Genomic DNA, 22,107 nt, shown 5'->3' with positions numbered 1-22,107 from the left:
CGAGAAAGGCACCTCCGCAATGGCCAGTCGAACCCAGGTCCCGGTGGCGATCGTCGGCACGGGCTGCCGCGCGCCCGGCGGGGTGACCTCCGCGCGGGAGCTGTGGCAGCTCCTGCTGGACCGCCGTGACGTGGTGGCCGGTTCGGACCCCGGACGGCGCTGGCGCGACGAGGAGCGGGTGGTCCCGGCGGACCTGGCCGGCTCGGGCACGCTGCGCAGCGGCTCGTTCCTCGACGACGTCGACCTGTTCGACCCCGGCTTTTTCGGCGTGCCCCCGCAGGAGGCGGGCAGCGTCGACCCGCAGCACCGCCTGCTGATGGAGACGACCTGGGAAGCGCTGGAGGACGCCGGGGTGCCACCGCGGTCGCTGGCCGGGTCGCGGACCGGGTTGTTCATCGGCATCTCCGGCGCCGACTACGCCAAGCGGTTCACCCTCGCCGAGTTCAACATCTACCACGGGATCTCCGCGATCCCCTCGGGAGCACCGGGCCGCATCTCCTACATCCTCGACGTCAACGGGCCGTCCCTGGCCGTCGACGGCGCGTGCGCCTCCTCGCTGATCGCCGTGCACCTGGCGTGCCGTTCGCTGCACGACGGGGAAACCGATCTCGCGGTGGCCGGTGGGGTGACCGTGCAGCTGGAGTGGGGTGGCCTGGTCGGGTTCGCCCGCGCCGGGGCGTTGTCCTCGCGTGGCCGGTGCGCCGCCTTCGACGAGAGCGCGGACGGGTTCGTGCGGGGTGAAGGCTGCGGCATGGTCGTGCTCAAGCGGCTGCCCGACGCCCAGCGCGACGGTGACCGGGTGCTGGCGGTGGTCACCGGCACCGCGATCAACCACGCCGGCCGGGTGCAGGGGGTCACCCAGCCTTCGCGCACCGCGCAACGCGACGTGGTGACGGCGGCGATGCGGGCCGCGGGAACCACGCCGGACGCCATCGGTTACGTCGAGGCACACGGCACCGGCACACCCGTGGGCGACCCGATCGAGTTCGGCGCGCTCTCGGACGCCTACGGCTCGTCGAGCGTGCCGTGTGCGCTGGGTGCGCTGAAGACCAACATCGGGCACCCGGAGAGCGCGGCCGGGGTGCTGGGCCTGATCAAGGCCGCGTTCGCGGTCCGGCACGGGCTCATCCCGGCGAACCTGCACTTCACCCGGTGGAATCCGGAGATCGACGCCGAGGGCACCAGGTTCTTCGTGCCCACCGGGACCACGACCTGGGACCGCGACGGCGGACCGCGCCGCGCCGCGGTCTCCGCGTTCGGCGTGACGGGCTCGAACGCGCACGCCATCGTGGAGGAGGCACCCGCGCCGGCCCCGGCCGGCCGCCGCCCGGCCCCGGGCAGGCCCGCCGTGCACGCGCTTTCGGCGGCGTCACCGGGCGGTCTGGCGGCCACCGCCGCCCGCCTCGCCCGGCACCTCGAAGCGGAACGCCCCCGGGTCGGCGACGTGGCGCACACGCTGGCCGTGCACCGCAGCCACCTGACCAACCGCGCCTGCGTCCTCGCGGGGGACCACGAGGAACTCACCGGCGGCCTGCACGCGCTCGCCGAAGGGCGGGAGCACCCGGCCGTGCTCGGCGGGACCACCGGCGATCCCGGGATGCCGGTGTGGGTGTTCTCCGGGCACGGTTCGCAGTGGCCGGGCATGGCCAGGGACCTGCTCGACCGGGAAGCCGTGTTCACCGGCGTGATCGACCGGCTGGACGCGGTGGCCGCGCGCGACGGCGTGCCGCTGCGGCGGCTGATCGAAACCGGGGCGCGGCTGGAACGCATGGACCTGGTGCAGCCGGTGGTCTTCGCGGTGCAGACCGCGCTCGGGCAGCTGTGGCGGGCGTGGGGGCTGCGCCCGGCCGCCGTGGTCGGGCACTCGATGGGGGAGGCCGCGGCGGCGGTGGCCGCGGGCATCCTCACCCCGGAGGAGGGCATGCGGATCACGCTGCTGCGGTCGTCGCTGCTCCAGCGCGTGGCCGGGGGGTGCATGGCCCTCGTGGCGTTGCCGGTGGAGCAGGTCGAACACGAGATCGCCGGGGTCCCCGGCGCGTCGGTGGCGGTGGTGACCGCACCCGCGTCGACGGTGGTGGCCGGTGACCAGGAGGTGATCGGGGAACTGCTCCGGCGGTGGCAGGACCGGGGGGTGTTCGGCAAGCGCCTCGCCGTGGTGGTCGCGGCGCACTCACCGCAGGTCGAGCCGATCCTCGCCGAGATCACCGAGCGGGCGTCCTGGCTGCACGGGGCGCCGGCGGAGGTGCCGTTCTACTCGACCGCGGGCGAGCCACGGGCGGCGGTGGTGTTCGACGGCGCGTACTGGGCGCGGAACCTGCGGGCACCGGTGCGGTTCGACCTGGCGAGCCGGGCGCTGGTGGAGGACGGGCACCAGGTGTTCCTGGAACTGTCCCCGCACCCGCTGCTGACCCAGGCGGTGGAGGAGACCGCGGCGGCGCTGCGCACGCCGGTGACCGCGGTGCCGTCCCTGGTGCGCGACCAGGACGGCCTGGCGTCGATGTGCCGCGCCGCCGCGTCGCTGCACGTGGCCGGCGTGCCGGTGGACCTCGCCGCGGTCAACGGCGGCGGGGCGCGCACGCAGCTCCCGCCCACGGCGTTCGACCGCTCGCGCTACTGGCTGGAGCAGCCACGCGGGTCCCGTGGCCTGGCCGGTCACCTGTGGCTGGGGGAACGCGCGCTGGTGCCGGACCCGGACGCCGGGGACCGCACCCGTCACGTCTGGAGCGCCGATCTCGGAGCCGAGCAGGTCGAATGGCTGCGGGAGCACACCCTGCGCGGCACCCCGCTGGTGCCGGGCGCGGTGTACGCCGAGCTGGTCCTGGCCGCGGCCACCGAGGTGCTGGACTGCGCGCTGGACGAGGTGTGCCTGCAGGACGTGCGCTTCGAACGCATGCTGCCGCTGGCGGGTTCGCTGCCGGTGCAGGTCGCGGCGACGCGGTCGGGGCTGCGGGTGGAGCTGGAGATCCTGCAGCACAGCGGCGGTGGCTGGGAAAGCGTCGCCACCGCGGCCGCCACCCGGTGCGAAGAAGCCGCCGAACCCCGTGACGCCCTGCCCGTTCCCGGAACGACGCGGCCGGCCGACGAGGTGTACGAAGGGTTCCGCCGGATCGGCCTCGACACCGGCCCGGCCTTCCACTCCATCTCGGCACTGGCAGGCGACGGCGTGACCCGGCTGCTCGTGCCGCTGGAAGCACCGATCCTGACCGGCGCGCCGAAGGTGCACCCGGTGCTGTTCGACGGCTGCGTGCTGTCCGTGGCCGCGCGGCTGATCAGCCAGGACGGGTTCATCGCGGACAACGTGGACGTGCCGTGGCTGCCCGCCCGGATCGCCGAGGTGGTGCTGCCCGGCGACCCCGGCCGGATCACCTGGGTGCGGTCCGAAGTGGACTGGGACGGGACCGGCACCGCGACCGGCCGCGCCGACCTCTACGACGAGGCGGGGACGTGGCTGGGCGCGCTGGAAGGCGTGGAGCTGGTCCGCAGCACCAGCGTGCCCCCGGCGCGGGCACGGATGAACACCAGGCTGCACGAGCTCGCCTGGCGCCCCGAGCCCCTGCCGCCGGAGCGGACGCCGGGCCGTGACTGGGTGCTGTTCGAGGAACCGGGCGACCGCACGGGACTGCCCGGCCGCCTGGCCGCGCTCCTGCCCGGCGCCCGGGTCCGGACGGACCTGCCCGTGGACGCGCGGGGTGCGGGTGTCATCTGGTGCGCCACCGGTGAGCTGGACGACCTCGAGCGGGTGACGCGGTTCGCGGAATTGCTGCGGGCCCAGGCACAACAGGCTTCGCCGCCGCGGGTCTGGCTGGTCAGCGCCGGCGCACGGCCGGTGCTGGACGGAGAACCGACCTCACCGGGGGTGGGGGCGCTGCGGGGGCTGCTCCGCGTGGCGTCCATCGAGCAACCGCAGTCCGAGGTGACCTGGATCGACGCCGGAACCGACGCCGAGGACATCGCCGCCGAAGTGCTCGCCGGTTCCCCCGAGACGGAGGTGGCCTGGCGCGGGGGCGAGCGGTACGTGGCGCGGCTGACCGGCGCGCCGCTGCCCCCTCGCGCCCCCCGCACGGCCGGTGAGGTGGACGTGGTCGCCGGAACCGACGAGTACGTGCTGGAGGCCGACGCCGACGGTGGCCTCGAACGCATCCGGCTGATCGCCACCGGGGAGCCGCTGCCCGCCCCGGGCCCGGGTCAGGTGCTCGTGCGGGCCGAGGCGGCCACCGTCCACTTCCGCGACGTGCTGATCGCGCTCGGCATCTACCCGACCGACGACGGATCGGTGCCGCGGCTGGGTTCCGACGTCGGCGGGGTGGTGCTCGCCGTCGGCGAAGGCGTCGAAGACCTGCTGCCGGGGGACCAGGTCGTCGGCGTGGTGCCCGGCGGCACCGGGACGATGGCGTCGGCGTGCCTGGTGCCGGCCGCTTTCACCGCCCGCGTCCCGGACGGGCTGCCGCTGCTCGGCGTCACCGCGTCCGTGCTGACCTACCTCACCGCCTGGCACGCGCTGCACGACCTCGCGCACCTGCGGGCCGGGGAGACCGTGCTGGTGCACTCGGCCGCCGGTGGCACCGGGCTGGCCGCGCTCGAAGTGGCCCGGTCGCTCGGGGCCACGGTGATCGGCACGGCGGGCACCGAAGCCAAGCGCCAGTACCTGCGGGACCTGGGCGTCGAGCACGTCTTCGACTCCCGCACCTTGGATTTCGCCGACCAGGTCAGGGAAGTGACCGGCGGGCGGGGCGTCGACGCGGTGCTCAACTCGCTGACCGGCGCGGCCATGCGGGCGTCCCTGGCGCTGCTCGCGCCCACCGGGCGTTTCGTGGAGATCGGCAAGCGCGACCTCTACGACGGCGCCCGCGTCGACCTCGGCGCGTTCCGGCACGGCGTCACCTATGCCGCCCTGGATCTGGTGCTGACCGCCGCCGAGCAGCCGGCGGTGTTCCGGGAAGCGATGCTGAAGGTGGTCGCCGATCTGGGGGAGCAGCGCCTGCCGCTGCTGCCCAGCACGGTCGTGCCGCTGCCGGAGGCGGTGGAGGCGTTCAGGCAGCTCGCCTCCGGTGACCACATCGGACGGCTGGTGCTGGAGTTCCCGCCCGCCGGGCACCGGCTGCGCCTGCCCGCGGTGGCCGGGGAGGAGGTGGTGCGGGCCGGTGGGGCCTACGTCGTCACCGGGGGCACCCGCGGGCTCGGACTGGAAGCGGTGCGGTGGCTGGCTGCCGGGGGAGCGGCCCGCGTGGTCGTCGGCGGGCGGGGGGACCCGGCGCCAGAGGCCGCCGACGTGCTGCGCGACGCCGTGGCACGCGGGTGCTCGGTCGAGGTGGTCCGTGGTGACATCACCGACCCGGACACCGCACGCCGCCTGGTCGCCGCGGCGGGGGAGGAGTTGCGTGGCGTCCTGCACACCGCCGTCGTGCTCGACGACACCCCGATCGCCGGGCTCACCGCGGAAAAGCTCGAACGCGTGTGGCGGCCCAAGGTCACCGGCGCGCAGAACCTGCACGAGGCGGTCAGCGGGCGTGCGCTGGACTGGTTCGTGGTGTTCTCGTCGATGTCGGCGCTGCTGGGCAACGCCGGTCAGGCCAACTACGCCGCGGCCGGTGCCTGGGTCGACGCCTTCGCCCGGTGGCGCCACGACCAGGGCCTGCCCACGCTCTCGGTCGACTGGGGCGCCTGGGGTGAAGCCGGCCGCGCCACCGACTTCGCCGACCGCGGCTTCGACACCATCTCGACCGCCGACGGATTCGCCACCCTGGAAGCGCTCCTGCGGCACCAGCGGGTCAACACCGGCGTCTTCGACTACCAGCCGGACACGTTGTTCCACGCCTTCCCGCACGCCGTCGAGGCGCCGCTGCTGGCCGAACTGACCCACGGCCCCGCCACCAGCGGTGAAGCCCCGGCCGCCCAGGTGCACGCCGAAAAACCCGGCCCGGCGCGGACCCAGCTGGTGCAGCAGGTGGTGGTCGCCGCGCTGGCCGCCCTCATCGGCACCCAGCCCTCCGCCGTCCCGGCCCACGCGAAGTTCACCGACCTCGGCCTGGACTCGCTGCTCGCGGTGGCCCTGACGCGCCGCCTGCAGACCGACCTGGACCTCCCGCTGACCTCCGCCGAGATCTGGGCGCACCCCTCACCCGCCGAACTGGCCACCCACCTGGACGCCACCATTCCGTCCTAGGCGTGCCGTGCTCGACCTCGTTCCCGGTCAACCCCACCAGCCAGGCAGAACCCGCATAACTCAACGGAGGCGTTCGGCCTTGCCCAGCAGATACCGCCGCTCCACCTCGTTGCCGGTCAACGCCGCCGCCTCCCGGTACAACTCGGCAGCACCGGCGTCGTCACCGGTGAGCTGGAGCAGGTGCGCCCGCACGGCCCGTTCCCGTTGCCTGGTCAGGGTTTCCTGGTCGAGCCGGTACCGCCGGTTGACATCGTCGAGCAGGGCGAGGCCGCGGTCCGGCCCGTACGCCTTGGCCACCGCCACCACCCGGCTCAGCCGCACCGGGGCGGTCGGCGTGAGCCGTTCGAGCCACAGGTAGAGGGCGGCGATCTGCGGCCAGTCCGTCTGCTCCGCGGTTTCGGCGGCGGCGTGCACCGCGGCGATCGCCGCCTGCAGCTGGTACGGCCCGATCTCCCGCCGCGGCCAGACGGCGTCGAGGAGTCCGGTGCCCTCGCGGATCAGCTCGGGGGTCCACCGCGTCCGGTCCTGCTCGTCCAGCGGGACCAGCGCCCCGTTGTCGGTGCGGGCCGCGCGGCGGGCTTCGGTGAGCAGCATCAGCGCCAGCAGCCCGGTGACTTCGGCGTCGCCGGGCAGCTGGCCGTGCAGCATGCGGGTGAGCCGGATGGCTTCCCGCGTCAGGTCCACCCTGGCCAGTTCACGGCCCGCGCTCGCGGTGTAGCCCTCGTTGAAGACGAGGTAGAGCACCCGCATCACCGCGGCCATCCGGCTGTCGCGATCGGCGCCGGCCGGTGGGGTGAACCGGGCACCCGCCCGGGCCAGCTGCTGCTTGGCCCGGCTGATCCGGGTGCCCATGGTCGCCTCGGTGGTGCCGTGGGCGTGCGCGATCTCGGCGGTGGTCAGGCCGCCGACGGCCCGCAGGGTCAGCGCCACCTGCGAGGTGCTGCTCAGTGCCGGGTGGCAGCAGAGCAGCAGCAGGGTCAGGCTGTCGTCGGTGTCCCGCACCGAGACCTGCCGGGCCGGTTCGGCCATGGCGATCTCGGCCACTCCGGCTTCGGTTTCCCGGCGGCGGCGGGCCTGGTCGGCGCGGAGCAGGTCGATCAGCTTGCGGTAGCCGATCCGGATCAGCCAGCTCCGGGGGTTCTCCGGCACCCCGTCGACCGGCCACGCCCGGCTCGCCACCAGCAGCGCCTCCTGCACCGCGTCCTCGGCCAGGTCGAACCGGCCGAGTCGGCGCACCAGCGCGCCGAGCACCTGCGGTGCCTCGGTGCGCAACAGGTGCTCGATGTCGACGTTCAACCCCCGAAGTCCTCTCCCATGATCGGCCGGACCTCGATCGGCTCGCCGAGCGCGCCGACGATGCGCGCGGCGATCTCGACCGCGCGTTCGTGGCTCACCACGTCGATCACGGCGAAGCTGGCCAGGACCTCCTTCAGCTCGGCGAACGGCCCGTCGGTGGCGACCGCACCGTTCGCGCCGGGGCGGACCGTGGTGCTGACCGCCGGGTGCCCGAGGCCCGAGCTGGTGACGAACTCGCCGCTCTCCACCAGTTCGCGCTCGAACTCCTGGTAGAAGGCGAACGCGGCCAGCGCGTCCTCCGACGGGGTGTCCGCGGTCGCGGCGTCCCACGCGGCGGCGGGGGTGTAGCTGAGCAGCAGGTACTTCATCGTGGTTCCTCTTCCTCGAACTTCGTCCGGGCCACCGTACGGCGGCCCCCTGCCGTCACCTCGGAGCCGAACTCACGATCTCGACCGGCTCGCGGAGTGATCCAGGCCACATGAAAGAGGTGTCGAAGGGGGTCCGGCGGCTCCGAGGTACCGGCATCAACACCCACTGCCGAGGAGGACACGATGACCGAGACCATCCAGCCCAGCGCCGCGGTGACCGCACTCGACCGCCTGGTCGGCACCTGGACGGTGACCGGCGGCGCCGAGGGCACCGTGCGGTACGAGTGGCTGCGCGGCGGGTTCTTCCTGCTGCAGCACATCGAACTCAGCCAGGCCGGTGAAGCGGTGACCGGCATCGAGGTGATCGGGCACCTGCACCCGTTCGGCGAGCCGGTCGGCACCGACGTGGTTTCGCGGTTCTACGACGCGGCCGGGAACACCTTCGACTACGTCTACGAACTCGACGGGGACGTGCTCACCATCTGGGGCGGGGCCAAGGGCAGCCCGGCCCACTACCGGGGCACCTTCAACGCCGAAGGCGACCTGGTCACCGGTGAGTGGACCTACCCGGGAGGCGGCGGCTACGCCTCCACCATGACGCGGGTGCGGTGAAAGCGCTCCCCCGGCGCGGCGCTCACCGCCGCGCCGGGGACCGCAGCAAGCCCGCCAGCCGATCCATCGTGGCCGGGACGGCCCAGTAGTAGACCCAGGTCCCGCGCCGTTCACCGTCGATCAGCCCGGCCTGGCGCAGCAGTTTGAGGTGGTGCGAGATGGTCGGCTGGGCCAGGTCGAACGCCGGGGTCAGCTCGCACACGCACATCTCGCCACCCTCGCGGGAAGCGATCATCGACAGCAGGCGCAGCCGCACCGGATCGCCGAGCGCCTTGAACACCTTGGCCAGCTCACCGGCCTCGGCCTCCTGCAGCGGCGCCGACGACAGCCCCGCGCAGCACCCGCCCGCCTCTTGCATCGACATCCTTCTATCTTGACGTTCTTCGATCCAACCCGCAAGCTTGCATCAACGGACGTCGATACAAGCAGATGGGAGCGGACGATGACCGAACTGCGGGAAACCGTGCGGCAGCGTTACGCCGAGGCCGCCCTCCAGGTCAGCTCGGGCGGCTCGGCTTGCTGCGGCCCGGCCGACGAGAACTTCGGTTCGATCGGTTACTCCGACAGCGAGCGCGAAACCCTGCCCGCCGAAGCCGTCGCCGCCTCCCTCGGCTGCGGCAACCCCACCGCCGTGGCCGAGCTGCACCCCGGCGAACGCGTGCTGGACCTGGGTTCCGGCGGGGGGATCGACGTGCTGCTGTCGGCTCGCCGGGTCGGGCCCGCCGGTCGTGTCTACGGCTTGGACATGACCGACGAGATGCTGGCACTGGCCGTCGCCAACGCCGCGAAGGCGGGTGTCACGAACGTCGAATTCCTCAAGGGCACCATCGAAGCGATTCCGCTGCCCGCCGGCACCATCGACGTGGTGATCTCGAACTGCGTGATCAACCTGTCCACCGACAAGCCCGCCGTGTTCGCGGAAGCCTTCCGCGTGCTCAAGCCCGGCGGCCGCCTCGGCATCTCCGACGTCGTCGCCGACGACTCACTGTCCCCCGCCCAGCGCGCCGAACGCGGCGACCACGTCGGCTGCATCGCCGGAGCGCTCTCGTTCAGCGAATACCGGGCCGGTCTGGCGGCAGCCGGGTTCAGCGACATCGAGATCACCCCGGCGCAGCCGGTCGCCGACGGCATGCACTCGGCCATCATCCGGGGCCGCGCCACAGTGCCCCCGGTGGGATGAGCTCAGCCGGGTTCCCCGCGCAGGCGGACGTGCTGCGGGCCGATGGCCTCGACGCTCGACGTGCCGAGCAGCGCCATCGTCCGCCGCAGGTCGGTGGCGAAGATCTCCAGGCAGCGGGCGACCCCGCGCCGTCCGCCCGCCATCAGGCCGTAGAGGTAGGGACGGCCGATGCCCACCGCGCGGGCGCCCAGTCCCAGCGCGGCCACCACGTCGGCGCCGCTGCGCACGCCCGAATCGAGGTACACCTCGGCCCGGTCGCCGATCGCGTCGGCCACCCGCGGCAGCAGTTCCAGCGGGGCGGGCGTGCGGTCGAGCTGGCGGCCACCGTGGTTGGACAGCTGCACGGCGTCGGCACCGGCGTCCACCGCGGTGATCGCGTCCTCGACCGAGATGACGCCCTTGACCACCACCGGGCCGCCCCACAGCTCCTTGAGCCAGGCGATGTCCGCCGGTTTCAGCCGGGGCTCGCGCAGGTGGTCCGCCGCGCCCCACACGCCGTACTCCGAGTCCGGCGGGAAGGTGGCGAACCGCAGCGGATCGGTGGTCAGCAGGTTCGCCACCCACGCCGGGCGGCGGGCGAAACCCGCGAACCCGCGCGCGGTCAACCGCGGCGGGACGGAGAAACCGTTGCGCAGATCGCTGACCTTCAGCCCGGTGAGCGCCGTGTCGACGGTGATCACCGCGGCTTCGTAACCCTGCCGCCGCGCTTCCTCGGCGTGCGCCCGGCTGACCGCGCGATCGCGCATGACGTAGAACTGGAACCAGTTCCGCCCACCGGGTGCCGCCCGGCCGACCGCGTCGATCGCGGTGGTGGCGTAGGTGGACAGCGTGTACGGCACCCCGGCCTCGGCCGCGGCCGAGGCCACCGCGGTCTCGCCGGTGTGGTGGCTGATCCGGCTGTACCCGGTCGGCGCCAGGAGCAACGGCAAGGCAGCCGGTTCGCCGAGGATCGTGGTGGTCAGCTCGGGTTCGCCGGTCTGCTCGAAGGCACGCGGGCTGAATTCGACCCGCTCGAACGCTTCCCGGTTGCGGCGCAGGGTGATTTCGTCCTCGGAGCCGGTGTGCACGTAGTCCCAGACCGGGCGGGGGACCCGGCGCTTCGCCCGTCGTTCCAGGTCGCCGATGGTCACGCAGCGGGCAAGGCGCCGATCGACGGCGTCGGGCCGGACCCCCGCGGAATCCGGGCGGCGCAGGAACGGCGCCACGTCACCCCAGCGCGGGATCCGGCGGCGGACCGGGTTCTGGCTCACGGGTGGACCTCCCGCAACTGCGCTGCCTGCGTCACGGTGAGAGGGACGCTCGCAGGCGGCCGAGGACCCGCAGGACCTCGGTGCGGTGCTTGGCCGACTTGAGCCACGCCGGAAGCCGGGCCAGCATGGTCAGCCCGGGTTGCTCGGCGCGTTCGCGAAGCCGTGCACCGACGTACCCCGCCAGGATGTCCAGGTGGCGTTCGTTCAACGCCCACAGGGTCCGGTTGCCGCAGCAATCCGCCCGCAGCCACAGCGGCAGGCGGAAGTACGGGTCGACCGGGCCGCCCCAGTACGACGTCGTGTCCCTGGCTTCACCGGGCCATTTCCTGACGTGGCCGCAGGCGCGGCACACCAGCCGGCGAGGCCGGCCGATCGAGGGGGTGCCACGCGGTTTCCCGTCGAGCCACGGCACCACTTCGGCGCGGGCCCGGCACACCGGGCACACCACCTGGATGGCGTCCTCCGCCAAGGCGTACAACGACACATCGGGGTCGGCGAACCGCTCCGGCACCGTTGGCTGCTTGGCGTCCACGCCGCCATTATGCCCGTCCCGCCGCCCCGCGGACCGCCCTTGTCCTGATCGCCGGGCGCTTCGGCTGAGCTAAGCGGGTTTGACCGGTTGCCGCAGGACGGTCTTCAGCTTGGCCGGGGCCGTCCGGCGCGGGTCGCTGAGGTAGATCTCGTGGTGGTCGCCGTTGTACGTCAAGCCGTGCTCGGGCAGGTAGTGGTGGTGCAGCCGCTCCAGCACCGGGGTTTCGTCGTCGTAGGGACCGAGGTGCAGGATCTGCACGCAGGTCCCTTCGGCGAGGGTGATCAGCCGGAGGTCGGCGAGTGCGGGGTTCTCCTTCTTCTTCGCGACGCTGTCGACGGCGGCCTGAACCTGCTCCTCGGTGGTCCAGTCCGGCTGGCTGATCAGCATGGTCCACTGCCATTCGTCCTTGCGCCGGGCGAGGAACGAGCCGGGGTCATCGGCTCGCCACAGGCCCTCCAGCGGGCCCACCACGAAATCGCGGCCGTCGGCCTTCTTCCCGGCGAACTTGAGCGAGTAGGCCACCCCGTACAGGGCTTCGACCGCGTGCACGTACGCCGGTGCCGTGTTCGGGTCGCCCCGCCCGTCGACCGCGAGGTAGCGGATCGGCGGCACCTCTACCACGGTGAACTCCGCCGACGGCGGCGCGTAGAGCGCGCGGTGGGCCTTCTTGATGTCGTACTTGTCCATCGCTGATCCCTTGGTCAACTCGTCCAGTGTGGACTCGGTCCAGGCGGTGTCGGCCGCCAGCATGGCCTCGCTGTGGCCGAAGATCGCGTGCGCCGCCGGGGGCAGGGGTTCCTGCCCGGCGCGGGCCGCCCGGACCTCGGCGAGCTGTTCGCGCAGGGCGGCCAGGCGCCGGGTCAGCCCGACCACCACCTCCGCCTCCGGCAGGCCGGGGCTGTTCGCCAGCCCGATCAGCACGCGGGCCCGCACCGGGGTCAGCGTCGCCAGCGCCTCGCGCGTGGCGGCGGCGCACAGGGCGTGACCGGCCTCGGTGACGCGGAAGGTGGTGCGCGACTTCGCCGGCCCCGGCGCGCTGGTCGCCTCGATCAGGTCGCGTTTGGCCAGCTTGTCGAGCACGTAGTAGATGGATGAGAAGCCGAGCGCGGTCCACGCCCGCACCCCGCGCTCCTCGATCACCTTCTCCAGCTCGTACCCGTGCCGCGGCTGCTCCGCCAGCAGGCCGAGCACGGTCAACTCCGCGTCGGTCAAGGTCGGCTTCACGGCGGTTACTCTAGCACTAGAATATGCGTCCCGTCGCGGCGCGGACTGCGCAGGTTGTCCCGCCGGTCCGCCCGGCGCCGGCGCGGATTGGGCAATCTGCCCAGTCTGCCCGCCGGATCTTGCGCGGACGGCCGGGCGCTTGCTGAGCTGTGGGCTGCTGCCCGGTCGAGGAGGACCCCACAGATGACCAGCCCGGCCACCGCCGACGTCGACACCCTCAAGCGGATCGAGGACCGGCTGCTCTGGTTGTCGTCGGCGGTCATCCACCACGCCAACCGGGTGCGGCCGAACCCGTCCGGGTTGAAGGTCGGCGGTCACCAGGCGTCCTCGGCCTCGATGGTGTCGGTGATGACCTCGCTGTGGTTCCGGCACCTGCGGCCGGAGGACCGGGTCTCGGTCAAGCCGCACGCCTCACCGGTGCTGCACGCGATCAACTACCTCCTCGGCGACCTCGACGCCGCCTACCTGCCGCGGCTGCGCGAGTTCGGCGGCCTGCAGAGCTACCCCAGCCGGGCGAAGGACCCCGATCCGGTCGACTACTCGACGGGCTCGGTCGGCATCGGCGCCACCGCCCCGATCTGGGGCGCCATCTCGCGCCGGTACGTCGATTCGGCGTTCGGCACCGCCGGGTCCGGGCGCCAGTACTCGCTGGTCGGCGACGCCGAACTGGACGAGGGTGCGGTGTGGGAGACGGTGCTCGACCCGGCCGTGGCCGAACTGGGGGAGATCGTCTGGGTGGTCGACCTCAACCGCCAGTCGCTGGACCGGGTGGTGCCGAACATCGCCGCCGCCAAGCTGCAGCACATGTTCGCCGCGGCGGGCTGGCAGGTGGTCACGGTGAAGTACGGGCGGCTGATCGAGGAGCTGTTCGCCCGCCCCGGCGGGGAGGAACTGCGCGGCCGGATCGACGCCATGCCCAACCCGGAGTACCAGCGGCTGCTGCGGTGCGACGCCGCCGAACTCCGCCGCCGCCTGCCCGGCGACGGCCCCGGCGCCGACCGGATCGCCGCGCTGCAGGCCGAAGTGGACGACGCGACGCTGGTGGCGGCCTTCGGCAACCTCGGCGGCCACGACCAGGAAGCGCTCGACCGGGCCTTCGAGTCCATCGACGACACCCGGCCGACGGTCATCTTCGCCTACACCGTCAAGGGTTACGGCCTGGACACCAGGGGCCACCCGCAGAACCACTCGGCGCTGCTGACCGACGCGCAGCTGCGCGAGCTGGCGGCCCGGGTGGGCGCGGACCCGGACGACCCGTGGGCGGCGTTCGAAGCGGGCAGCGCCGAGCAGCGGATGTGCGCCGAGACCGCGGCGCGCCTGCGCCGGCCGCGGGTGGCGCACCGCACCCCGCCCGAGGTGCCCGCCGACTTCGGGCGCACCCCGTCGGGCACGGCGACCACGCAGGCCGCGCTGGGCCGGGCCCTGCTCGACCTCAGCCGGGAGGCACCCGAGGCCGCGCGGCGGGTGGTGACGGTCAGCCCCGACGTCAGCTCCACCACCAATCTCGGCGGCTGGGTGAACAAGGTCGGCGTCTGGTCGTCACGGGAACGCACCGACTGGTTCGCCGACGACGCCGAGACCATCCTCCACTGGCGGGAGAAGCCGACCGGCCAGCACATCGAACTCGGCATCGCCGAGGTCAACCTGGTCAGCATGCTCGGGGAACTGGGGGCCACCTGGAGCCGCTGGGGCGAACCGCTGCTGCCGATCGGCGTGCTCTACGACCCGTTCGTCGAACGCGCGCTGGAACCGTGGTCCTACGGCATCTACGCCGGTGGCCAGTCGATCCTGATCGGCACGCCGTCCGGGGTGTCGCTGGCCCCGGAGGGCGGGGCGCACCAGTCGATCAAGACCCCGTCCATCGGGCTGGAGCAACCCGGCTGCGTGAGCTACGAGACCGCGTTCGCCATCGACACGGAGTGGGCGCTGCTGGCCTGCCTGTCCCGGCTGGGCCGCCCGGACGGCACCTCGGCCTACCTCCGCCTGTCCACCCGGCCGGTGCCGCAGCAGCTGGCGGCGGTGCCCGCCGATCCGGCTGCCCGTGACCGCCGCCGCCGCCAGGTGGTGGCCGGTGCCTACCTCCTGCGCCGCTCGGCGGCACCGCGGGTCACCATCGCCGCGATGGGCGCCGTCGTGCCCGAGGCGCTCGCCGCGGCCGAGCGCCTCGACCAGGTCGGCATCGCCGCCGACGTGGTGTGCGTGACCAGTCCCGACCTGCTCTACCGGGCCGTGAGGGCGCGGCAGGGGCACGAACCGGCCGACACCTGGATCCTCGACCAGGTGTTCCCCGCCGACCGCGCGGCACCGCTGGTCACCGCGCTCGACGGCCACCCGCACACGCTGTCGTTCCTGGCCACGGTCAACCGCGTCGCCACCACCGCGCTGGGCGTCACCCGGTTCGGCCAGTCCGGTTCGCTGGAGGACGTCTACCGCCACCACGGCCTCGACACCGACGCCTTCGTCCGGGCGGCCCTCGACCTGACGACCTGAGCGCGCAGCCCCGCTGCCTTGGCGCGGAACCGGTCGCGGTCCCGGTGTTCGCCGCCGCGCGCCGAACCCGGCCGCGCTGCCGGCGGCGGCACCCGCACCGGCTGACCGGGAGTACCTGGTCTCGGCCGCCAACTGTCCGGAGTGGATAGTCGCGTGCTGGGCCACCATCCGGGCTGCCGGTGCCGCGGCTGGCCACCGGCGGGACCGTGGTGCTGCCGAACACCCGGGCGCCGCCGGATCGGCCGTGTTCGGCCTCGACCACGACGACCTGGGGCAGGAGGTGTGCGCACCGGTCGTGCCGCCGGGTGCCCGGCGGCGGGGACACCGCCGGGCACCCGGCGTACTACAAGGTGCCTTCGCGCTGGCCGCTGACCACCTCGCCGCCGCCCCGCAACGCCACGGGAAAGGTGCGGCGCGCCGAGCCGGGTGCGGCCGGTGCCCGGTAAGGTACCGGCACCAAGCCATCCGGTGATCCGATTTGCGAGGTATTCATGGCCGACGACACCGCCGCGCAAGAGCTGCCTTCGGCCGGCATCGACACCACCACGCCGAGCGTGGCCAGGGCGTACGACGCGGCGCTGGGCGGCAAGGACAACTACGAGGTCGACCGGCAGCTGCTGGCCCAGCTCAACGCCGCCGTGCCCGAGGTGAACGAGATCGCGGTCAGCAACCGGAAGTTCCTCATCCGGGCGGTGGGCTTCCTGGCCCGCAAGGCCGGCATCGACCAGTTCCTCGACTGCGGTTCCGGCCTGCCGACCGCGGAGAACACGCACCAGGTCGCCCAGCGCGAGAACCCCGACTCCCGCGTCGTCTACGTGGACAACGACCCGGTGGTGCTGGCGCACGGCCGGGCGCTGCTGGAGGACAACGACAAGACCTACCTGGTCGGCGCGAACATCTTCGACCCGCCCGCGGTGCTCAAGCACGAGACGGTGCTGCGGCACCTGGACTTCCAGCGCCCGCTGGCGTTGCTGCAGGTCGCCACGCTGCACCACCACTCCGCCGACGAGGGCCTCGCCCCGGCGGAGGTGATGCGGGAGTACGTCGAGGCGCTGCCGTCGGGTTCGTACGTGGTGTTCTCGCACTTCTTCGACCCCGAAAACGAAAACAGCCCGGTCGCCCACCGGGTGCAGTCGATCCTCAACTCGAGCATCAGCCGGGGTTTCTTCCGCACCCGGGCGCAGATCGAGGAGATGCTGACCGGCCTGGACCTGCTCCCACCCGGCCTGGTGGTCAACGACGAGTGGTACCCCACCGGCCCGCGCACCACCCCGCGCCCGGCCGCGGGCAACTGCATCGTCGCGGCGGTCGGCCGCAAGCCCTGACGGGGTTCCCCGGTCCGGCGCCGTTGAGCGGCTACTTGCCGAATCGGCGGCAGGGGGCGAGCAAAAAGCCCAGGTTGGCGATTTCGTGCAGCGGCACCAAGGGCAAGGTGAGCCGCCGCCGGGGTGCTCGAAAGGCGACGCCCTGGGCGCTGGGCTCGATGGCACCGAAGCCGACGCCCAGCGCGCGTTCCGCGGCGAGCGCCGCCGGTGCGCTGGGTGCGGGCCCGGTTTCCGCCACAGCGCGTGGGATCAGGCGTCAGCGAGGAAATTCCGGTGAAGCGGTGAGGGCGGCCAGCGTCTGCTTCCAGCGCTCCACGACCACCGAGACGTCGGCATCGGGATCGACCACCCGGCTCATCGCGGTGCCGGTGAGCAGGTCGATGGTGAACTGCGCCAGCGTCGGCACCCGCGGGTCGTCCTCGCCGACGAACGCGGTGATGGCGCGCCGGATCGAGGTGAACACCCGCCGCTGCACCGGGGCCAGCGCGGTCCGCAGCTCGGCGTCGGTGCGCGAGGCGACCCACAGTTCGAGCGCCGCGGCGAACACCGGGCTCTGCAGGTCACGCCAGACGAGGTCGACCACGGCGTCCCAGCCGCCGCCGGTGGGTGCCGCCCCGTCGAGCACCTCGAGCCGCCGGTCGGCGATGTCGTCGACCACCGCGGCCATCAGCGTCGCGCGGGTGGGGAAGTGGTGCAGCAGGGTGCCGCGCGCCACCCCCGCCCGCTGCTGCACCGCGCCGACCGTGGTGGCCGCGTAGCCGCCGTCCAGCAGGCAGGCGTACGCCGCCTCGATCAACCGCGCGCGGGTCGCCGCCGAGCGGTCCTGCCGAGGGGGCTGCACTGTGGACACGGGGCCACTGTAGTGGCACGATCGCGAAACAGTCTGATCGGACTGCTTTGTGGAAGGTGCGTGCATGAAGGCCCGAGCCGCGCTGCGTTCCCTGGTGCCCGTGCTGCGTGCGCTGGTGCGTGACCGCTTCACGCGTACCGAGCAGGTGCCGTCACCGGACCTGCCGGAGGTGCCGGCTCCGGCCGGGGTGGACGGCTACGCCCGCCACGTGACCGCACTGGGCACCGTCTCGGCCGGCCCCACCGTGGTCGTCGACCTCGCCCGCGACCTCGACCGGGCCCACGAATGGCTGACCCTGCACGCGGCGTGGCGGGGAGAACGGCCCGGCCGGATCGAACCGGGGGCGGAGTTCACCCAGCAGATCCGGCTGATGGACGTCCCCGCCCAGGTCAGGTGGGTGGCCGAGCGGGCCGACGAGCACGGGTTCGCCCTGCGCGGCACCGGGCCGATGGGCATCACGCTGGGCCTGTGGTGCACCGTGCGGCCGTCGCCGGGGGGCGCGGTCATCCGGCTGGACGCCGCACTGGACGGTTCGCCGGTGCGCGGGCCGGTCGGGGCGACGGCGGTGCGCAGCGTCGAGCAGGCGCTCGCCGATTCGGTCACCGCGCTGAGCGGCCTGGCGGAGGGCGCGCCGGGGCGGCGGCTGCCGGTACCGGGCGAACCGGTCCGCCACGAGCGGACCGGCAGGCTGCTCGACCCGCGCACCCCGGTGGTGGTGGGCGTCGGGCAGGTGGTGCAGCGCCGGCCGGACCTGGCCGCACCCCGGGAACCGGCCGAGCTGGCGGCCGAGGCGCTGCGGGCGGCGGCTGCCGATTCCGGCGCCGGAATCGACCTGCTGTCCCAGGCCGACCTGGTCTACGCGGTGCCGAGCGCTTCCTGGAGCTACGCCGACCAGGCGGGCGCGGTCGCCGAACTCGTCGGCGCCACGCGGGCGACGACCGTGCAGACCAGCGCCCAGGGCGGGGACGGCGGTCAGCTCGCGGTCAACGACGCGGCTCAGGAAATCGTCGACGGCCGCGCCGCGATCGCGTTGATCTCGGGAGCCGAAGCCGGTGCCACGATGGCCGCGTTGCAACGCCGGGGCCGCGAGCCGGGGTGGAGGCGGCAACCGGGATCGGCCGCGCCCGACCGGAAGATCGGGCAGGACCGGCCCGCCAACAACGAAGCCGAGACCGCCGTGGGGCTCGGGGCGCCGATCTTCGTCTACCCGCTGCTGGAATCGGCGTTGCGGGGACGCGCCGGGAGCGGACCCGGCGAGCACCGCGAGCGCATCGCCGCGCTCTGGTCGCGGATGTCCGAGGTGGCCGCCGGGAACCCGTACGCGTGGGACCCGGCCGCGCGCACGGCCGAGGAGATCGCCACGCCGGGCGAGCGGAACCGCTGGGTCAGCGAGCCGTACACCAAGCTGATGTGCGCCAACCTCCAGGTCGACCTGGCCGCCGCACTGGTGGTGACCAGTGTCGCGGCGGCGCGGGCGGCGGGTGTTCCGCAGGACCGCTGGGTGTTCGTGCACGCCGGGGCGTCGGCCACCGAGGAGTGGTTCGTCTCCGAGCGCGCCGACCTCGCCGAGTCCCCGGCGATCGCCGCGGCCGGGGCGGCTGCCCTCGGGCACGCCGGGGTGTCCGTGGCGGACCTCGGGCCGGTCGACCTCTACTCGTGCTTCCCCTCGGCGGTCCAGCTCGCGGCGAACGCGCTCGGGTTGCCGTGGGACGACCCGTCGCGCCCGCTGAGCGTCACCGGCGGGCTCACGTCGGCGGGCGGGCCGGGCAACAACTACGGGACCCACGCGGTGGCGACGATGGTGCCGCGGCTCAGGGACGCTCCGGCCGAGGTCGGCCTCACCACTTCGCTGGGCTGGTACGCCACCAAGCACTCCGTCGGCGTCTACTCCGCCACCCCGCCGGAGAAGGCGTTCGCGCACCTGCGCCCGGCGTTCTCGCGGCCGGCGACGCGCCCGGTGTCGACGGAGTTGCCCGGCACCGGTGTGGTCGAGGCGGCCACCCTGGTCCACCGCGGCGACGGCGAGCCGGAGGCGTGGCTGCTGAGCGTGCTCGACGACCACGGCACCCGGGTGTTGCTGCGTCAGGAAGATCCGTCCGCCGAGACGGACTTCCTGCGGTGTCGCGTCCGCGCCACCGACGGCCGGATCGAGGTCGTCGACCGGGCTCGCCAGGAACTGCCACCGCCACCGGACGCGCCCGTGCGCACCGAACGCCGAGGGCCGGACGGGGCGATTTCGGTGATCACGCTCAACCGGCCGTCGGTCCGCAACGCGGTCGACCGGCGCATGGCCCTCGCCCTCGAACAGGCGGTCGACGACGCCGAAGCCGACCCGGCCGTGCGGGTGCTGGTGCTGACCGGGGCGGGGGAGACCTTCTGCGCGGGCATGGACCTGGCCGAGGCGAACCGCGGTTCCGTGCCCGTCACCGACCGCCGCGGCCGCTGGGCCTGACCGCCGGACCACCGATCAAGCCCACCATCGCCGCGGTCGAAGGCGCCGCCCTCGCCGGTGGTTTCGAACTGGCGCTCTGCGCGGACTTCATCGTCGCCGCCGAGGACGCGAAGTTCGGGCTGCCCGAGGCCAAGCGCGGGCTGCTGGCCGCGGCGGGCGGGCTCTGGCGCACGGCGGCCCGCCTGCCGCGTGCCGTCGCGCTCGAACTCGCGCTGGTCGCCGAGCCGCTGCCCGCCGACCGGCTCGCCCGGCTGGGAATGGTCAACGAGGTCGTGCCCCGCGGCACCGCGCTCGACGCGGCGCTCGCGATGGCGGCCCGGATCGCGGCGAACGCACCGTTGTCGGTCCGCGTGGGCAAGGAGGTGATCGACGCCGCGGCCGGCTGGGATGCCGCCGAGGCTTTCGCACGGCAGAGTGAACTGGCCAGTCCGGTGCTGCTTTCCGAGGACGCGCGCGAAGGCGTCGCGGCGTTCGCCGAAAAGCGGTCCCCGGTCTGGACCGGCCGCTGAACCACCCCAGCGAACGAATGAGGAGCACCATGACCGTCGACACCGGCTTCGTCGATCACCTCGAGCCCAACGTGGCCGTCCAGTTCCTCAAGCGGGTCGCCAGGACCCCGGACCTCGAAGCGTTCCGCTTCCCCCGCGACGGCGGCGGGTGGGAGTCGGTGACCTGGCGGCAGACCAGCGACGAGGTCCGCAGGCTGGCCGCCGGACTGCTGTCGCTCGGCATCGAGTCCGAGCAGCGCGTCGGCATCGCGTCGGGTACGCGCTACGAGTGGGTGCTCGCCGACCTGGCGGTGATGTGCGCCGGTGGGGCGACGACCACGGTCTACCCGACCACCAACGCCACCGACACCGCCTACATCCTCGGCGACGCGGAGTGCCGCGTGCTCTTCGCCGAGGACGACGAGCAGATCGCGAAGGTGCCCCGTGAGTCACTGCCGAACCTGACGAAGGTGATCACCTTCGACGGCACCGCCGACGGCGAGTTCGTGCTGGACCTGGCCGCACTGGGCGCACTCGGGGACGCCTACCTCGCCGAACACCCCGGCGTCATCGAGGCCACGGCGGAGGCGATCCAGCCGGACCACCTGGCCACGCTCATCTACACCTCCGGCACCACCGGCAAGCCCAAGGGCGTCCGGCTGCGGCACCAGGGCTGGGTCTACGAGGGCGCGGCGATCGAGGCGCAGCACATCCTCGGCGAGGAGGACCTGCAGCTGCTGTGGCTGCCGATGGCGCACGCGTTCGGCAAGGTGCTGCTGTCCTCGCAGCTGGCGTGCGGGTTCGCCTCGGCCATCGACGGGCGGGTGGACAAGATCGTCGACAACTGCGCCGAGGTGAAGCCGACCTTCATGGGGGCCGCCCCGCGCATCTTCGAGAAGGCGTACGCGCGCATCCAGACCATGCAGGCCGCCGAGGGCGGGGCGAAGGAGAAGATCTTCCAGAAGGCGTTCGAAACCGGGTTGCGGGTCGAGGAACTCAAGCGCCGGGGCGAGCCGGTGCCGTTGCCGCTGAAGCTGCGGCACGCGCTGGCCGACAAGCTCGTCTTCAGCAAGGTGCGGGCCCGGTTCGGTGGCCGGGTGCGGTTCTTCATCTCGGGCTCGGCGGCGCTGAACCGGGAGATCGCCGAGTGGTTCGGCGCCGCGGGCATCCTGATCCTCGAGGGGTACGGCATGACCGAGAACACCGCCGGGGCGGCGGTGAACCACCCGGACACCAACCGGTTCGGCACCGTGGGGCGGCCGCTGCCCGGCGCCGAGGTCAAGATCGGCGAGAACGACGAGGTGCTGCTGCGCGGCCCGCACATCATGGCGGGCTACCACAACCTGCCGGGGGAAACGGCCGCGGCGTTCACCGAGGACGGCTGGCTGCGCACGGGTGACCAGGGCAGCCTCGACGAGGACGGTTACCTCACCATCACCGGCAGGCTGAAGGACCTGTTCAAAACCTCCGGCGGCAAGTACGTGGCCCCGTCGTCGATCGAATCGAAGTTCGCCGCGATCTGCCCGTACGCCAGCCAGTTCCTGGTTTTCGGGGCGGAGCGGAACTTCGTGGTCGCCCTGATCACCCTCGACGCCGACGCGATGGCTTCCTGGGCGGCGGAGAACGGCATGGCGGGCAAGGACTACGGCGAACTGGTCCGCTCCGCCGAGGTGCGCGCGATGGTCGGGGAGTACGTCGACCAGCTGAACTCCGGCCTCAACCGCTGGGAGACGGTGAAGAAGTGGGAGATCCTGGACCACGACCTGAGCATCGAGTCGGGTGAACTGACACCGTCGATGAAGGTCAAGCGCAACGTGGTCGCCAACAACAACGCGGAGCTGCTGGCCGCTTTCTACCGGTGACGCGTGGTGGAGAAC

General features: G+C 73.1%; 15 protein-coding genes and 2 pseudogenes. 9 read left to right on the top strand and 8 right to left on the bottom strand.

Translation table 11 applies throughout. From position 1 onward, the window contains the following. The first annotated feature begins 19 nt into the window (after positions 1-19). Positions 20-6,163 carry a type I polyketide synthase gene (locus AC07EG_RS20775; RefSeq protein WP_478254775.1) on the top strand — a complete coding sequence of 2,048 codons (6,144 nt, stop codon included), beginning with the start codon at positions 20-22 and terminating at the stop codon, positions 6,161-6,163. Between the two features lie 60 nt (positions 6,164-6,223). Here the strand turns inward: AC07EG_RS20775 and AC07EG_RS20770 are convergent, their stop codons facing one another. Further along, positions 6,224-7,459 (bottom strand): RNA polymerase sigma factor, encoded by a 1,236-nt coding sequence (locus AC07EG_RS20770; protein WP_478254774.1) that lies wholly within the window; start codon positions 7,457-7,459, stop codon positions 6,224-6,226. After that, complete coding sequence (locus AC07EG_RS20765) at positions 7,456-7,827, bottom strand: YciI family protein (RefSeq protein WP_478254773.1); 372 nt, start codon at positions 7,825-7,827, stop codon at positions 7,456-7,458. Before AC07EG_RS20765 ends, AC07EG_RS20770 begins: the two co-directional genes overlap by 4 nt. A 183-nt stretch (positions 7,828-8,010) precedes the next feature. On the opposite strand from AC07EG_RS20765, the gene AC07EG_RS20760 reads away from it, so the two are divergent. Beyond that, a complete protein-coding gene (locus tag AC07EG_RS20760) occupies positions 8,011-8,439 on the top strand; it encodes a hypothetical protein (RefSeq protein ID WP_478254772.1) in 429 nt (142 codons plus the stop codon). A gap of 22 nt (positions 8,440-8,461) precedes the next feature. Here AC07EG_RS20760 and AC07EG_RS20755 read toward each other — a convergent pair whose 3' ends face one another. Then, complete coding sequence (locus tag AC07EG_RS20755) at positions 8,462-8,803, bottom strand: ArsR/SmtB family transcription factor (protein ID WP_478254771.1); 342 nt, start codon at positions 8,801-8,803, stop codon at positions 8,462-8,464. A gap of 78 nt (positions 8,804-8,881) precedes the next feature. On the opposite strand from AC07EG_RS20755, the gene arsM reads away from it, so the two are divergent. After that, positions 8,882-9,619, top strand: coding sequence for an arsenite methyltransferase (gene arsM, locus AC07EG_RS20750; RefSeq protein WP_478254770.1), 738 nt, complete (start codon positions 8,882-8,884; stop codon positions 9,617-9,619). A gap of 2 nt (positions 9,620-9,621) precedes the next feature. Here arsM and AC07EG_RS20745 read toward each other — a convergent pair whose 3' ends face one another. The 3 genes from AC07EG_RS20745 to AC07EG_RS20735 all read right to left on the bottom strand — a co-directional run bounded on the left by AC07EG_RS20745 (position 9,622) and on the right by AC07EG_RS20735 (position 12,625). Continuing rightward, positions 9,622-10,869, bottom strand: a complete 1,248-nt coding sequence (locus tag AC07EG_RS20745; protein WP_478254769.1) for an alpha-hydroxy acid oxidase — start codon at positions 10,867-10,869, stop codon at positions 9,622-9,624. A 31-nt stretch (positions 10,870-10,900) separates the two neighbouring features. Further along, entirely contained in the window at positions 10,901-11,401 is a 501-nt protein-coding gene (locus tag AC07EG_RS20740) for a TFIIB-type zinc ribbon-containing protein (RefSeq protein WP_478254768.1), read from the bottom strand. Between the two features lie 69 nt (positions 11,402-11,470). Next, on the bottom strand, positions 11,471-12,625 hold the full coding sequence (locus AC07EG_RS20735; protein WP_478254767.1) for a GyrI-like domain-containing protein: 1,155 nt from the start codon (positions 12,623-12,625) through the stop codon (positions 11,471-11,473). Positions 12,626-12,808: 183 nt separating this feature from the next. On the opposite strand from AC07EG_RS20735, the gene AC07EG_RS20730 reads away from it, so the two are divergent. The 3 genes from AC07EG_RS20730 to AC07EG_RS20720 all read left to right on the top strand — a co-directional run bounded on the left by AC07EG_RS20730 (position 12,809) and on the right by AC07EG_RS20720 (position 16,440). Next, the gene (locus tag AC07EG_RS20730) at positions 12,809-15,115 is read left to right on the top strand and encodes a transketolase-like TK C-terminal-containing protein (protein WP_478254766.1); all 2,307 of its coding nucleotides are present in this window, start codon (positions 12,809-12,811) and stop codon (positions 15,113-15,115) included. Between the two features lie 179 nt (positions 15,116-15,294). Continuing rightward, positions 15,295-15,561, top strand: coding sequence for a hypothetical protein (locus tag AC07EG_RS20725; RefSeq protein WP_478254765.1), 267 nt, complete (start codon positions 15,295-15,297; stop codon positions 15,559-15,561). A gap of 45 nt (positions 15,562-15,606) precedes the next feature. Further along, positions 15,607-16,440 carry an SAM-dependent methyltransferase gene (locus AC07EG_RS20720; RefSeq protein WP_478254764.1) on the top strand — a complete coding sequence of 278 codons (834 nt, stop codon included), beginning with the start codon at positions 15,607-15,609 and terminating at the stop codon, positions 16,438-16,440. A gap of 31 nt (positions 16,441-16,471) precedes the next feature. Here AC07EG_RS20720 and AC07EG_RS20715 read toward each other — a convergent pair whose 3' ends face one another. Next, positions 16,472-16,678, bottom strand: coding sequence for a hypothetical protein (locus AC07EG_RS20715; RefSeq protein ID WP_478254763.1), 207 nt, complete (start codon positions 16,676-16,678; stop codon positions 16,472-16,474). A gap of 18 nt (positions 16,679-16,696) precedes the next feature. Further along, positions 16,697-17,290 (bottom strand): TetR/AcrR family transcriptional regulator, encoded by a 594-nt coding sequence (locus AC07EG_RS20710; protein WP_478254762.1) that lies wholly within the window; start codon positions 17,288-17,290, stop codon positions 16,697-16,699. A 64-nt stretch (positions 17,291-17,354) separates the two neighbouring features. On the opposite strand from AC07EG_RS20710, the pseudogene AC07EG_RS20705 reads away from it, so the two are divergent. The 3 genes and pseudogenes from AC07EG_RS20705 to AC07EG_RS20695 all read left to right on the top strand — a co-directional run. Beyond that, positions 17,355-17,891: pseudogene (locus AC07EG_RS20705) on the top strand (type II toxin-antitoxin system Rv0910 family toxin); the annotation flags it as partial. A 1,599-nt stretch (positions 17,892-19,490) separates the two neighbouring features. Next, positions 19,491-20,251 (top strand): annotated as a pseudogene (locus tag AC07EG_RS20700) (crotonase/enoyl-CoA hydratase family protein). Between the two features lie 29 nt (positions 20,252-20,280). Further along, positions 20,281-22,092 (top strand): AMP-dependent synthetase/ligase, encoded by a 1,812-nt coding sequence (locus AC07EG_RS20695; RefSeq protein ID WP_478254761.1) that lies wholly within the window; start codon positions 20,281-20,283, stop codon positions 22,090-22,092. The last annotated feature ends 15 nt before the right edge of the window (positions 22,093-22,107 follow it).

The sequence above is a fragment of the Amycolatopsis sp. NPDC045836 genome, from assembly GCF_056431745.1.
The sequence above is the reverse complement of the archived record's forward strand: the minus strand, read 5'-3'. Positions and strand labels throughout refer to the sequence as shown.

What these genes read in the sequence shown, in the direction of transcription:
- AC07EG_RS20775 (WP_478254775.1), top strand. Translation starts at nt 20, where the DNA reads ATGGCCAGTCGAACCCAGGTCCCGGTGGCGATCGTCGGCACGGGCTGC.
- AC07EG_RS20755 (WP_478254771.1), bottom strand. Translation starts at nt 8,803, where the DNA reads ATGTCGATGCAAGAGGCGGGCGGGTGCTGCGCGGGGCTGTCGTCGGCG.
- AC07EG_RS20760 (WP_478254772.1), top strand. Translation starts at nt 8,011, where the DNA reads ATGACCGAGACCATCCAGCCCAGCGCCGCGGTGACCGCACTCGACCGC.
- arsM (WP_478254770.1), top strand. Translation starts at nt 8,882, where the DNA reads ATGACCGAACTGCGGGAAACCGTGCGGCAGCGTTACGCCGAGGCCGCC.
- AC07EG_RS20765 (WP_478254773.1), bottom strand. Translation starts at nt 7,827, where the DNA reads ATGAAGTACCTGCTGCTCAGCTACACCCCCGCCGCCGCGTGGGACGCC.
- AC07EG_RS20695 (WP_478254761.1), top strand. Translation starts at nt 20,281, where the DNA reads ATGACCGTCGACACCGGCTTCGTCGATCACCTCGAGCCCAACGTGGCC.
- AC07EG_RS20730 (WP_478254766.1), top strand. Translation starts at nt 12,809, where the DNA reads ATGACCAGCCCGGCCACCGCCGACGTCGACACCCTCAAGCGGATCGAG.
- AC07EG_RS20720 (WP_478254764.1), top strand. Translation starts at nt 15,607, where the DNA reads ATGGCCGACGACACCGCCGCGCAAGAGCTGCCTTCGGCCGGCATCGAC.